At 60.1% G+C, this 12,627-nt stretch carries 11 protein-coding genes; 5 read left to right on the top strand and 6 right to left on the bottom strand.

All coding sequences use genetic code 11. The annotated features are described in order from the left end of the window. Nucleotides 1-235: 235 nt before the first annotated feature. The 3 genes from glpD to glpK all read right to left on the bottom strand — a co-directional run bounded on the left by glpD (nucleotide 236) and on the right by glpK (nucleotide 4,447). Nucleotides 236-1,774 carry a glycerol-3-phosphate dehydrogenase gene (gene glpD, locus N4Q37_RS15630; RefSeq protein ID WP_260959000.1) on the bottom strand — a complete coding sequence of 513 codons (1,539 nt, stop codon included), beginning with the start codon at nucleotides 1,772-1,774 and terminating at the stop codon, nucleotides 236-238. A gap of 313 nt (nucleotides 1,775-2,087) precedes the next feature. After that, a complete protein-coding gene (locus N4Q37_RS15625; protein ID WP_260958998.1) occupies nucleotides 2,088-2,843 on the bottom strand; it encodes a DeoR/GlpR family transcriptional regulator in 756 nt (251 codons plus the stop codon). Between the two features lie 98 nt (nucleotides 2,844-2,941). Continuing rightward, nucleotides 2,942-4,447 (bottom strand): glycerol kinase GlpK, encoded by a 1,506-nt coding sequence (gene glpK, locus N4Q37_RS15620; protein WP_260958997.1) that lies wholly within the window; start codon nucleotides 4,445-4,447, stop codon nucleotides 2,942-2,944. 334 nt (nucleotides 4,448-4,781) lie between these two features. Between glpK and ybaK the strand changes: the two genes are divergently transcribed. Together ybaK and N4Q37_RS15610 are read left to right on the top strand one after the other, a co-directional pair. After that, entirely contained in the window at nucleotides 4,782-5,252 is a 471-nt protein-coding gene (ybaK, locus tag N4Q37_RS15615) for a Cys-tRNA(Pro) deacylase (protein WP_260958995.1), read from the top strand. Nucleotides 5,253-5,429: 177 nt separating this feature from the next. After that, on the top strand, nucleotides 5,430-6,212 hold the full coding sequence (locus tag N4Q37_RS15610) for a PhzF family phenazine biosynthesis protein (RefSeq protein ID WP_260958993.1): 783 nt from the start codon (nucleotides 5,430-5,432) through the stop codon (nucleotides 6,210-6,212). A 148-nt stretch (nucleotides 6,213-6,360) separates the two neighbouring features. On the opposite strand, the gene N4Q37_RS15605 is transcribed toward N4Q37_RS15610, so the two are convergent. Continuing rightward, entirely contained in the window at nucleotides 6,361-7,470 is a 1,110-nt protein-coding gene (locus N4Q37_RS15605) for an ABC transporter ATP-binding protein (protein WP_260958992.1), read from the bottom strand. Continuing rightward, on the bottom strand, nucleotides 7,467-8,387 hold the full coding sequence (gene argF / locus N4Q37_RS15600) for an ornithine carbamoyltransferase (protein ID WP_260958990.1): 921 nt from the start codon (nucleotides 8,385-8,387) through the stop codon (nucleotides 7,467-7,469). Before argF ends, N4Q37_RS15605 begins: the two co-directional genes overlap by 4 nt. 403 nt (nucleotides 8,388-8,790) lie before the next feature. Between argF and N4Q37_RS15595 the strand changes: the two genes are divergently transcribed. The 3 genes from N4Q37_RS15595 to grxD all read left to right on the top strand — a co-directional run bounded on the left by N4Q37_RS15595 (nucleotide 8,791) and on the right by grxD (nucleotide 11,762). After that, nucleotides 8,791-9,078 carry a hypothetical protein gene (locus N4Q37_RS15595; RefSeq protein WP_260958988.1) on the top strand — a complete coding sequence of 96 codons (288 nt, stop codon included), beginning with the start codon at nucleotides 8,791-8,793 and terminating at the stop codon, nucleotides 9,076-9,078. A 132-nt stretch (nucleotides 9,079-9,210) separates the two neighbouring features. After that, nucleotides 9,211-11,319 carry a molybdopterin oxidoreductase family protein gene (locus N4Q37_RS15590; RefSeq protein ID WP_260958986.1) on the top strand — a complete coding sequence of 703 codons (2,109 nt, stop codon included), beginning with the start codon at nucleotides 9,211-9,213 and terminating at the stop codon, nucleotides 11,317-11,319. Nucleotides 11,320-11,420: 101 nt separating this feature from the next. Then, nucleotides 11,421-11,762, top strand: a complete 342-nt coding sequence (grxD, locus tag N4Q37_RS15585; protein WP_260958984.1) for a Grx4 family monothiol glutaredoxin — start codon at nucleotides 11,421-11,423, stop codon at nucleotides 11,760-11,762. A gap of 165 nt (nucleotides 11,763-11,927) precedes the next feature. On the opposite strand, the gene bfr is transcribed toward grxD, so the two are convergent. Beyond that, the gene (gene bfr, locus N4Q37_RS15580; RefSeq protein ID WP_260958983.1) at nucleotides 11,928-12,401 is read right to left on the bottom strand and encodes a bacterioferritin; all 474 of its coding nucleotides are present in this window, start codon (nucleotides 12,399-12,401) and stop codon (nucleotides 11,928-11,930) included. Nucleotides 12,402-12,627: the final 226 nt, after the last annotated feature.

Here is a 12,627-nt window from a genome sequence, read left to right as displayed (position 1 = left end):
TGAGGCGTGCCAAGCCAGGTGTGCATGGCTATATGATTGTTTTATAAGGAAATTAATGTTTTGTTTCAGGTTTTCTGGGATTGATTTATCCGGTTAGCCGAATTGACTGATGAGTCGTGTTCGGAAAACCGAATGTTTTCTGTCTTTGCAGCGAGCTTCGTGGGAGCGCGCTTAAGAAGGCAAAAAGCCCCTGAATCGTGGATTCAGGGGCCTTCGGTCTAGCGGGCTCTGTCCTTCAGGCCGCTTCTATCTTGCGACGGCTCTGCTCGACCTTGTTCAGGTACTGCTGCAGCTTTTCCTGTTCGCCCGGGGTGGTGAACAGGCCCAGCTTGCTGCGGCGCCACAAGATGTCCTGGGCGTCGACAGCCCATTCGTCGCTGCACAGGTAATCGACTTCGCGGGTATAAAGGCCGGCGCCGATGTGCTCGCCCAGGTCGCTGAGGTTATGTACGCCTTCGAGCATGCGCCAGGTGCGGCTGCCGTAGGTGGTGGCCCAGCGGCGGGCGATGTCGGTGGGCAGCCAGTCGAACTTGTCGCGGATCGCCGAGCACAGTGCCTGTGGGGTAGTCATGTTCTCGCCGCCGGGGAGGGCTTCTATGGCGGTCCAGCTCGCATGCATCTGCGTGAAGTAGGGGGCCAGTTGCGTCATGGCCGATTCGGCCAGCTTGCGGTAGGTGGTCAGCTTGCCGCCGAACACCGACAGCAGCGGCGCTTCTTCTCCGCTGCCCGACAGCGCCAGGGTGTAGTCCCGGGTGACAGCCGAAGGGTTGTCGGATTCGTCGTTGCACAGCGGACGCACGCCGGAATAACTGTGCAGGATGTCGTCGCGGCTGATCTGTTTCTTGAAGTGCGCGTTGACCACTTGGAGCAGATAATCGGTTTCGCCTTCGGTGATCGCCACTTTGGCCGGGTCACCGGTGTATTCGCGATCGGTGGTGCCGATCAGGGTGAATTGGTTCAGGTACGGAATGGTGAACACGATGCGCTGGTCTTCGTTTTGAAGAATGTGCGCATGCTCGCCTTCGTAGAGTTTCGGCACGATCAGGTGGCTGCCCTGGATCAGGCGGATGCCGTAGGGCGAATCCATCTTCAGGTCATCGCGAATGAACTGGGCGACCCACGGCCCAGCGGCGTTTACCAGCGCCTTGGTCCGGATCGAGAACAAGCTGCCGTCGACACGTTCCAGCTGCAAGTGCCACAAGCCTTTGCTGCGACGGGCGTTCACGCAACGAGTGCGGGTATGCACATGCGCGCCTTTCTCCCGGGCCGCCATGGCGTTGAGCACCACCAGTCGCGCATCGTCGACCCAGCAGTCGGAGTATTCGAAGCCTTTGGTGATTTCGCTTTTCAAGACGCTGTCCGCGCCGAACTTCAAGCTTCTGGAGCCGGCAAGCTGCTCGCGTTTGCCCAGATGATCGTAGAGGAACAGGCCGGCGCGAATCATCCACGCCGGACGCAAGTGCGGACGGTGAGGCAGGACGAAGCGCATTTGCTTGACGATATGAGGTGCCTTGGTCAGCAACACTTCGCGCTCGGCCAGTGCCTCGCGCACCAGGCGGAATTCATAATGTTCGAGGTAACGCAGGCCGCCATGGATCAGCTTGCTGCTGGCCGACGACGTGTGGCTGGCCAGGTCGTCCTTTTCGCAAAGGAATACCGAAAGGCCGCGACCGGCAGCATCCGCGGCAATCCCTACGCCATTGATACCGCCGCCAATGACGGCAATGTCGTAGATTTCGGCGATAGGGGGAGTAGGCAACGTGGAGGTGGGCATCGGCTGGCCTCGGGCTCTTTTCGTAACATTTGAATTCGAACATGAATGTTCATTTGCGAAAATACTAGCCCATAAGCCAAGTAACGACTAGCCGCTTTCGATTGAAAATACTCATCGAAAGAGGCTTAAAAGAAAATTTTCGAACATTTAGGCGGCAAGGCGTTGCTCTGGCACGCCTTTGTGGCGAGGAGGAGTTGTGGGAGCAAAGCTTGCTCGCGAAACAGGCGCCTCGTTTCAGGGTAGGAACCGTGTCGCCTTCATCGCGGGCAAGCCTTGCTCCCACAGCAGTATTGCCACAGGTATTGAGATGCCGTCAGACCACTTCCAACCGAATTTTGTGCTGGCTGAGCAACTGCGCCAGCGCTGGCACCGGTTGCTGATCGGTCACCAGGCAGTCGATCAGGCTGATCGGCCCCAGGCGAACCATGGCGTTGCGCCCGAATTTGCTGGAGTCCGCCGCCAACAATACTTGCCGGGCGTTGGCGATGATGGCTTGGGACACACGCACTTCCTGGTAGTCGAAATCCAGCAGGCTGCCGTCCTCATCGATGCCGCTGATGCCCACCAGCGCGAAGTCGACCTTGAACTGGTTGATGAAGTCGACGCTGGCCTGGCCGACCACGCCACCGTCACGCCGCACGTTGCCACCGGCGATCAGGACTTCGAAATCGTCCTTGGCGCTGAGGATCGAAGCCACGTGCAGGTTGTTGGTGATGATCTTGAGGTGATTGTGGTTGAGCAACGCCCGGGCGATGGATTCGGTGGTAGTGCCGATGTTGATGAACAACGAGGCGTGGTCGGGAATCTGGGCGGCGATGGCTTCGGCGATCCGCTGCTTCTCGTCGCGCATCTGGTCGGCGCGCATGGCGTACGCGGTGTTTTCCACGCTTGAGTCGTAGGCGGCGCCACCGTGGTAGCGACGCAGCAGGTTCGCTTCCGCCAGTTGATTGATATCGCGGCGGATGGTTTGCGGAGTGACGACAAAAAGCTGGGCCATTTCCTCGATGCTGACATAGCCGCGTTCGCGGACCAGTTCGAGGATTTGCTGTTGACGGGGAGGCAGATTCATACGGCTTCCTTTGGGCTGCCATGCAAAATGTGCCCATGATGCCGCAGGAATCCCCTGCCGACCAGTTGCAGCCCTGTCTTGATACGACCTGGGTCGGTTTATTCCGCGTCTTCGTGGGGTTCCCAGTCGCGGGTGCGGCTGACCGCTTTCTTCCAGCCGGCGTAGAGCGCTTCCTTGGCGTGCTCGTCCAGTTGCGGTTCGAATTCGCGTTCGATCACCGCTTTGCCGCGCAATTCTTCCAGGCTGCCCCAGAAGCCGCACGCCAGGCCGGCCAGATAGGCAGCCCCCAGTGCCGTGGTTTCCCGCATCTTCGGGCGTTCGACCCGAGTCCCCAGGATGTCGGCCTGGAACTGCATCAGGAAGTTGTTCGCCACCGCGCCGCCGTCGACGCGCAGGGCCTTGAGGCGTTCGCCACAATCCTGCTGCATGGCGTCGAGAACGTCGCGGGTCTGGTAGGCAATCGATTCCAGGGTGGCGCGAATGATGTGATCGACCCGCACGCCGCGGGTCAGGCCGAACAGCGCACCACGGGCATAAGGGTCCCAGTACGGTGCGCCGAGGCCGGTGAAGGCGGGCACCAGGTACACGCCGTTGCTGTCCTTGACCTTGTTGGCGAAGTATTCGGTGTCCAGGGCGTCGTTGATGATTTTCAGTTCATCGCGCAGCCACTGCACCGTCGACCCGCCATTGAACACCGCGCCTTCCAGGGCATAGGCCACTTCGCCGCGCGGGCCGCAGGCGATAGTGGTCAGCAGACCGTGATTGGATTTGACGGCTTTTTTCCCGGTGTTCATCAGCAGGAAGCAGCCAGTGCCGTAGGTGTTTTTTGCCTGGCCCGGCTCCACGCACATCTGGCCGAAGAGGGCCGCCTGTTGGTCGCCGGCGATGCCGCCAATGGCGATGCCGCTTTTGGTGCGGCCATAGATTTCCGAGGACGACTTCACTTGCGGCAGCATCTCGCGGGGGATGTCGAGAAGCTCGAGCATCTTCGTGTCCCATTCCAGCGAGTGAATATTGAAGAGCATCGTGCGCGAGGCGTTGGTGTAGTCGGTGACGTGGACCTTGCCACCGGTGAATTTCCAGATCAGCCAGCTGTCGACGGTGCCGAACAGCAGTTCGCCGTTACGCGCCCGCTCGCGGCTACCTTCCACGTTGTCCAGGATCCACTTGAGCTTGGTGCCGGAAAAATACGGGTCGGTGACCAGGCCGGTGGTCTGGCTGATGTAGGGCTCGTGGCCGTCACGCTTGAGCTGCTGGCAGATCTCGGTGCTGCGCCGGCATTGCCAGACGACGGCGTTGTGGATGGGGCGGCCGGTGGTCTTGTCCCAGACCACGGTGGTTTCCCGCTGGTTGGTGATGCCGATGGCGGCGACCTGGTCGTGGTGCAGGCCCGCCTGGGCCAGTGCCTCCACCATGACCGCGCTTTGGGTGGCGAAGATTTCCATTGGGTCATGCTCGACCCAGCCGGCCTGTGGATAGTGCTGGGCGAATTCGCGCTGGGCGGTGCAGACCACGTTGGCGTCACGGTCGAAGATGATCGCGCGGGAGCTGGTCGTACCCTGGTCGAGGGCAATGATGTAGTTCTTGTTCTGAATGTCGGTCATTTCGATTGCCTTGGGACGAAAAGAGGGAAGCAAGCCTGGCACCCATCCGTGAGGGAAATTTCACCCCAGCCAGCGAAGAAAGTCACCCGTTTGAGATTAAAGTCTCGGTGAACTCGGGTGGCTGCTGGAATCTGCATTGCTTCTTTCGGTTTCGAAAAAATATAGACAAGAAATGCTGGTGTCAAAGGTCGAAAGTGAACTGGTGGTCACATTCCAGCTATTCGTGTCGTGAATGAATCCAACCTGGGCGGGAAGTCGGTTCAGCCCGGAAGTCTTTTACCGGACGATGGCATAGAATCCGCCCATCCTTTTGATCTTCTTGTCAGGAGCAGTCATGACACCGGCGTTGGATCTGCTTAAGAAAGTGCGTGCCGAACATCGTATCCACAGCTATGAACACGACCCCAAGGCGCCGTCCTATGGGCTGGAAGCGGCGGAAAAGCTTGGATTGGAGCCGGGGCAGGTGTTCAAGACGTTGCTGGCGGCCAGCGAAAAGGGCGAACTGCTGGTGGCAGTCGTGCCCGTTGCCGGGAGCCTCGATTTGAAAGCCCTGGCCCATGCGGCCGGCGTGAAAAAGGTCGAAATGGCCGACCCGGCCGCTGCACAGCGTTCCACCGGTTATCTGCTCGGCGGCATCAGCCCGCTGGGGCAGAAGAAGCGTTTGCGCACGTTCATCGACAGCAGCGCCCTGCCGCTTGCCAGCCTGTTTGTCAGTGCGGGCCGGCGCGGCTTGGAAGTCGAATTGGCGCCGTCGGTGTTGAAAGAGCACACCGGCGCGGTGTTCGCCGATATCGGGCGTGCTTGATTGATCCTGGTGGCCGCTGCTGTCCATCCCCTTTGCCGCAAGGGTGTAAGGCTGAGCTTTACTTGTCCTCAGGGGATTTATCCGACGTTGGCGGGCGAAAATTCCACTGATCTGTCACTGGATAACCCGTGCCGCGACACCTCATGCTGGCGCATTGAAAAATAAGGAGAACATACCATGCAGCTTGCGTTTCATCAGGTCGATGCGTTTAGCGACCGGCCCTTTAGTGGTAATCCGGCGATGGTCTACCGGCTCGATGCCTGGCTGACCGACGAGCTGATGCAGAAGATCGCCGCTGAACACAACCTGGCTGAAACCGCGTTTCTGGTGCGTGAAGGCCAGCATTGGCATATTCGTTGGTTCACGCCCACCACTGAAGTCCCGCTGTGTGGGCATGCCACGCTGGCCAGCGCCCATGTGCTGTTCGAGGTATACGACGAAAGGGTCGAGCGGCTGGATTTCATCTGCAAATCCGGACCGTTGAGCGTCACTCGCGAAGGCGATCAACTGTGGTTGGATTTCCCGGCCGTCGTGCCCAGCGAATTGGGCGTGTCCCTGGCGGTGCAGAATGCGCTGGGTGTCGAAGCGGTGGATGTGCTCAGTTCCAACGAGCTGTTCGTGGTGCTCGAATCGGAGCAAGCGGTACTTGATTGCAAACCGGATATGGCGGCCCTGGCGAAACTGCCGTGGCCGGGCGCAATCGTCACGGCACCGGGCAGCAAGCAGGATTTTGTCTCGCGCTATTTCGCCCCGGCCATTGGCATCAACGAAGACCCGGTGACCGGCTCGACCCATTGCAGTCTCATTCCCTACTGGGCCAGGCGCCTGGGCAAGCACGGCCTGACGGCTTACCAATGCTCGGCCAGGGGCGGCGCGTTGTTCTGTCGGCTGGAGGGGGAGCGGGTGAAGATAGGCGGGAATGCGACGCTGGTGGCCAGTGGGACGTTGACGCTGAGCTAAAGGGACAGGCTCGACTTTCAGGCCAATGAGATTCTTTGTGGGAGCGAGCTTGCTCGCGATAGCGGTGGGACAGTCGACACAATGCAAACTGATCCGACGCCATCGCGAGCAAGCTCGGCTCCCACAGGGTTTTGCATGCCTTCAGCTGTCAACTCGCCACGCTATGCCGCCGCACGCCACTCTCTACCGAAGAGAGATGAGCAGCCGTGCTGCCCGATGCCTGGAACAACACCAGGTGTTCCGCCACCACGCGGATGCCGACGCGGGCACCGACCTGATGGTCGGCATGGCTGGGGAAGATCGATTCCAGTTGTGCGCCCGTGGGCAATTGCAGGCGATACAAGGTTGAAGCGCCCAGGAACGTCTTGCCGATGATGTTCGCGGTCAGCGGGCTGTCGGGGGCGTAGACGATATCGTCCGGTCGCAGCAACACGTCCACCGCGCCGCCGACAGGCCAGGTATAGGCCCGGTTGCCGCGCAGGGTCCCCAGTTCGGTCTGTACCGACTCGGGGCTCTGGAGGTTGCCGCGAATGAAGTAACCCTGGCCAATGAAGCTGGCGACGAAGGGCGTCAGCGGTTCGTGGTACAGGTTGTAGGGCGTGTCCCACTGTTCCAGCCGACCTTCCTTGAACACCCCGACGTGATCGCTGACGGCAAAGGCTTCTTCCTGGTCATGGGTGACCAGGATCGCGCTGGTGCCGCGCGCCTTGAGGATGTCCCGCACCTCATGGCTGAGCTTGCGTCGAAGCTCGCCATCGAGATTGGAAAACGGCTCATCGAGTAACAGCAACTGGGGTTCCGGCGCCAGCGCCCGGGCCAGGGCCACGCGCTGTTGCTGGCCACCGGACAATTCATGGGGGAAGCGCTTGCCCAGGTTCTTCAGGTTGACCAGTTCCAGCAGGTCTTCGACGACGCGCTCCAGTTCCGGGTGCTTGCGAATGCCGAAGGCGATGTTCTCGGCCACGCTCAAATGAGGGAACAACGCATAGTCCTGGAACACCATGCCGATGCGACGTTTTTCCGGGGCCAGGGTGAAGCCGGCGCGGGAGATGGTTTGCCCGGCCAGCTGGATCTCACCCTCGTGCACCGGCTCGAAGCCGGCGATGGCGCGCAACGTCGTGGTCTTGCCACACCCTGAGGAACCGAGCAGGCAACCGATGTCGCCCGTGTTGAGGTGCAGGTTGAGATTCTGGACAACCCGTTGACCCTCATAACCACAGGCCAGGTTGTGCAAATTCAACAGCAGGGGATGGCTCATGCGTGGTGGTACGCCGGCTCGACCAGGAACTCGAGCAGGGCCTTCTGTGCGTGAAGACGGTTTTCTGCCTGGTCCCATGCCACCGAGCGCGGGTCATCCAGCAGGTCAAAGCTGATTTCCTCGCCGCGGTGGGCCGGTAGGCAGTGCATGAACAACACCTCGCTGTCCGCCAGGTCGAGCAGGGCCCGGTTGACCTGGAACGGTGCGAACAGTTCGAGGCGCTTGGCGGTTTCTTCTTCCTGGCCCATGGAGGTCCAGACGTCGGTGCTCACCAGGTGCGCCCCGGCCACGGCCAGCTTCGGATCGCGGAGAATGGTCACCCGGTCCCCGGCCTTGGCGACCAGTGCGGCATTGGGGTCGTAGCCTTCGGGGCAGGCGATGCGCAGTTGGAAGTCGAACTGCATTGCCGCTTCTATATAGCTGTTGCACATGTTGTTGCCGTCGCCGATCCAGGTCACGGTCTTACCCTGGATAGAACCCCGGTGCTCGAGGAACGTCTGCAGGTCGGCCAGCAACTGGCAGGGATGGAAATCATCGGACAGGCCGTTGATCACCGGCACGCGGGAATGGGCCGCGAACTCGGTCAGGGTGCTGTGGGCAAAGGTGCGGATCATTACGGCATCGAGCATGCTCGACATGACGATGGCGCTGTCGCTGATCGGTTCGCCACGGCCCAGCTGGGTGTCGCGGGGCGACAGGAAGATCGCCTGGCCGCCGAGCTGGATCATGCCGGCTTCGAAAGAGATACGCGTGCGGGTCGATGACTTCTCGAAGATCATCCCCAGCACACGGTTTTTCAAGGGCTCGAACAGTACGCCGCGCTTACGCAGGTCTTTGAGCTCCACGCCTCGACGGATCACGCCGAGCAACTCGTCGGGCGTGAAATCCATCAGGGAGAGAAAGTGCCTTGCGCTCATGATTGACTACCTTTTTTTTGTAACTGACCGCAGATGCTCAAAGCCATGTTCAATCAGAAACGGGCGAGACCTGCGGCAAAAGCCGCACGGGGCGACGAAATAGGGAAGGCGCGATCTTATAAGGAAATGTCGCGTCTTACCAATAGGGCTACGGTTTTTGGGGATTTCAGCGAGGTCATCACAGGACTGCGATGACATGTATGAAGCCGGATTCCTGACAGCAGCGACCTCTTTGTACACTGGCGCTGCGCCGCTTGGCAATCAAGCGGGGCGGGCGGGATGAGGCCAGTGGTCGCGTTTTGGCATGTCCGGGTTGACTCGCTGACCTGTTGTCGGCATGAAACGTTTCCTAATGCAAGGGGCTGGGTTATAAATGAACCCCGCGCGCCCCAGGAGCCCCGAAATGGATTCGAAAGAGCAACAACTGATGGAACTGCTAGGGCTGACGGCACGCTCACTGACTCACCTGACGGCTTCGGTGACGTCCATGTCGTTCGAACTGCTGCGCAGCGACGACGAGGTGATCAAGGCTGCCGGTCGCCGGATGATCGATCGCATGGCCACCATCAGCGGCGGGCTCGATGAGCATTGGCGGTTGATTGGCGAATTGACCGGGGTGCCGATCGCCCAGGAGCAAGTGGAGACCATCGAGGAAATCCAGCTGGCGGCGCCGCCTCCCGAGCAGCCCTGACGCCCCCTGTATCGGTGGCCCTGATGCTCGCCAATTCACAGGACGAACGTCGCTGGCGCTGTCGGGTATCGCGCGCCATAGTTTTGTTCCCGCGGCCGAAAGTGCCCGCCACGAATAAAACAGAGACTGGCCATGACCAAGACTCTTCACCACCGTGCGTGCCATCTGTGTGAAGCCATTTGTGGCTTGACCCTCGAAACCACCGAAACCGAAGGCCAGGGCCTGGCGATCACCTCGATCAAGGGCGATGCGCTGGACAGCTTCAGCCGCGGGCATATCTGCCCCAAGGCGGTGGCCCTGCAGGATATCCAGAACGATCCTGACCGTCTGCGCCAGCCCATGCAGCGCATCGGCCAGCAATGGCAGCCGATTGCCTGGGACGATGCCTTCGCGTTGGTGGCTGAACGCCTGGCCGATATCCAGGCGCGTCACGGCCAGAATGCAGTGGCGGTCTACCAGGGCAATCCCAGCGTGCATAACTATGGGTTGACGACCCACAGCAACTATTTCCTGGGCCTGTTGAAAACCCGCAGCCGTTTCTCGGCGACTTCGGTGGACCAACTGCCCCATCACCTGACCAGTCACCTGATGTACGGCCATGGCCTGTTGTTGCCGATCCCGGACATCGACCACACCGACTTCATGCTGATCCTGGGCGGCAACCCCCTGGCGTCCAACGGCAGCATCATGACCGTTCCGGACGTGGAAAAGCGTCTCAAGGCGATCCAGGCCCGTGGCGGCAAAGTGGTGGTGGTCGATCCGCGTCGCAGCGAAACGGCAGCCATCGCCAGCCAGCACCTTTTTGTGCGCCCCGGCAGCGATGCGGCGTTGTTGTTCGGCTTGCTCAACACCCTGTTCAGCGAGGGGCTGACCCGCGACAGCCACTTGCCGGTGGACGGCCTGGACGAAGTGCGCGCGGCCGTCGCCGCGTTTACGGCTGAAGCGATGAGCCCGCTCTGTGCCGTACCGGCACCACAGATCCGGCAGTTGGCCCGGGACTTTGCCGCCGCGCCATCAGCGGTCTGCTATGGGCGCATGGGCGTGTCGACCCAGGCATTCGGCACGCTGTGTCATTGGCTAATCCAGGTGATCAACCTGGTCACGGGCAACCTCGACCGAGTGGGTGGGGCGTTGTGCACTGAGCCGGCGGTGGATCTGGTCGCCACGTCTTCGGGAGGGCACTTCAACCGCTGGCAGAGCCGGGTATCCGGGCGTCCGGAGTACGCGGGAGAGTTGCCGGTGTCGACCCTGGCCGAGGAAATGCTCACCGAAGGGGAAGGGCAGATCCGTGCGTTGGTCACCGTGGCCGGTAACCCGGTGCTTTCCACACCCAACGGGCGACAACTGGAGCAGGCGCTGGACGGGCTGGAATTCATGGTCAGCATCGATTTGTACATCAACGAAACCACCCGCTATGCCGACCTGATCCTGCCGTCGACCTCGGCGCTGGAAAACGATCACTACGACACGACGTTCAACCTGTTCGCCGTGCGCAACGTGACCCGTTTCAACCGGGCGATCCTGCCCAAGCCCGATGGGGCGTTGCACGACTGGGAGATTTTCGTCGGCCTGGCCAAGGCCTTTGCCGCCCGGACCGGCAAGGAGCTCAAGCCGACCCTGCCGCCGGCGCAGATGATCGATCTGGGCCTGCGCAGCGGAGCCTATGGCGATGGCTCGCCGCACAAGCTGTCTTTGGCGACCCTGTTCGACCATCCCCATGGCATCGACCTGGGCGCGCTCAAGCCCAATCTTGGCCCGCGCCTGAAGACCGAAAACCAGCGCATCCAGGCCGCGCCTGCGGTGATACTCGCCGACCTCGAGCGCTTCGCCGCGCTGCGGGCGCCTGAGCCTGGGGAATTGCTGATGATTGGTCGGCGGCATGTACGCAGCAACAATTCCTGGATGCATAATTTTCATCGGCTGGTGAAGGGTAAGCCGCGGCATCAATTGCTGATGCACCCGGACGACCTGGCCAGCCGTGGCCTGGTCGATGGGCAGCGGGTGACGGTCAGCTCGCGGGTGGGGGTGATCGAAGTCGAGGTGCAGGCCTGCCTGGACATGATGCAGGGCGTAGTCAGCCTGCCCCACGGTTGGGGCCATGCCCGGCCAGGCGTGCAGATGAGCATCGCCAGCGGACAACCGGGTTCCAGTGCCAACGACTTGACCGATGACGGGCTGCTCGATGAATTGTCCGGCAATGCGGTGCTTAATGGGGTGGTGGTGAAAGTGGCGGCTGCGTGAATTTGTCTCGTCGCAAGACCGAGCAGCGTGCTCGGCTTTCCGTTACAATGCGCCACCGTGTCGACAACTTAAGTCGTAGAAGTTTAAGCCCGAGGTGCTCCGTGGATATCATCGAAACGATCAAAGACCAGATTGCCAACAACACCGTCCTGCTTTACATGAAAGGCTCGCCGAACGCGCCACAGTGCGGTTTCTCGGCCAAGGCCGCTCAAGCTGTGATGGCGTGTGGCGAGAAGTTCGCCTACGTGGACATCCTGCAGAACCCGGAAATCCGTGCCAATCTGCCCAAGTACGCCAACTGGCCAACCTTCCCGCAATTGTGGGTGGCTGGCGAGTTGATTGGCGGCAGCGACATCATGGTCGAGATGGCCGCCGACGGCTCCTTGCAGACCACGATCAAGGCAGCTGTCGAAAAAGCGGCGGCGAACAAGACCGAAGCTTGATCTACAAGCCAATGTGGGAACGAGCCAGTTCGCGATGAAGGAATTTGATCCATTCGCGAGCAGGTTACTCCCATAGTGGATTTCAGTTGTCCTGGAATCCAGGCAATGAAAAGCCCCGCCTCTGGAAACAGGGCGGGGCTTTTTAGTGGCTGCGTTCGGGAAAAGTTATTCTTCGCCCATCTGCGATTGCAGGTAGTTCTCAAGACCCACTTTGTCGATCAGGCCCAACTGGGTTTCCAGCCAATCGATGTGTTCTTCTTCGGATTCGAGGATATCTTCCAGCAGTTCGCGGCTGCCAAAGTCTCCCGCGCTTTCGCAATAAGCGATGGCCGCCTTCAGATCCGCATGGCCGGTGCGTTCGATGCGCAGGTCGCACTCGAGCATTTCCCGGGTGTGTTCGCCGATGTGCAGTTTGCCCAGGTCCTGGACGTTTGGCAGGCCTTCAAGGAACAGGATGCGCTTGATCAGCTTGTCGGCGTGTTTCATCTCGTCAATGGATTCGTGGTACTCGTGCTTGCCGAGCTTGTTCAGGCCCCAATCCTCATACATGCGGGCATGCAGGAAGTATTGATTGATCGCGACCAGTTCATTGGCGAGGATCTTGTTGAGATGCTGGATGACTGTAACGTCGCCTTTCATGGTGGGGCCTGCCTTGTAATAGCTGTTTACGGCAGAGTTTGAGCCGCGCATTTACGAGTGTCAAACCTAAGTTCTTGAATAATAAATGAAAATAAATCTGAATAAGAACGTTTGTATTCCGCGTCTGGAAGCTAAGCAATTGATTTACGGGCATAAAAATCTATGGTCACCCCCATTTTTGCAATACTGATTAACGGGTGGTGTGGTTGGCTTGCTTAAATCTATC

This window comes from Pseudomonas citri, from assembly GCF_025336485.1.
GTDB classification, from domain to species: Bacteria; Pseudomonadota; Gammaproteobacteria; order Pseudomonadales; family Pseudomonadaceae; genus Aquipseudomonas; species Aquipseudomonas citri.
The sequence above is the reverse complement of the archived record's forward strand: the minus strand, read 5'-3'. Positions and strand labels throughout refer to the sequence as shown.

Coding starts and splice junctions, on each gene's coding strand:
- glpK (WP_260958997.1), bottom strand. CDS start 4,447: ATGACCGACATTCAGAACAAGAACTACATCATTGCCCTCGACCAGGGT.
- N4Q37_RS15610 (WP_260958993.1), top strand. CDS start 5,430: ATGCAGCTTGCGTTTCATCAGGTCGATGCGTTTAGCGACCGGCCCTTT.
- bfr (WP_260958983.1), bottom strand. CDS start 12,401: ATGAAAGGCGACGTTACAGTCATCCAGCATCTCAACAAGATCCTCGCC.
- glpD (WP_260959000.1), bottom strand. CDS start 1,774: ATGCCCACCTCCACGTTGCCTACTCCCCCTATCGCCGAAATCTACGAC.
- N4Q37_RS15595 (WP_260958988.1), top strand. CDS start 8,791: ATGGATTCGAAAGAGCAACAACTGATGGAACTGCTAGGGCTGACGGCA.
- N4Q37_RS15605 (WP_260958992.1), bottom strand. CDS start 7,470: ATGAGCCATCCCCTGCTGTTGAATTTGCACAACCTGGCCTGTGGTTAT.
- N4Q37_RS15625 (WP_260958998.1), bottom strand. CDS start 2,843: ATGAATCTGCCTCCCCGTCAACAGCAAATCCTCGAACTGGTCCGCGAA.
- N4Q37_RS15590 (WP_260958986.1), top strand. CDS start 9,211: ATGACCAAGACTCTTCACCACCGTGCGTGCCATCTGTGTGAAGCCATT.
- ybaK (WP_260958995.1), top strand. CDS start 4,782: ATGACACCGGCGTTGGATCTGCTTAAGAAAGTGCGTGCCGAACATCGT.
- argF (WP_260958990.1), bottom strand. CDS start 8,387: ATGAGCGCAAGGCACTTTCTCTCCCTGATGGATTTCACGCCCGACGAG.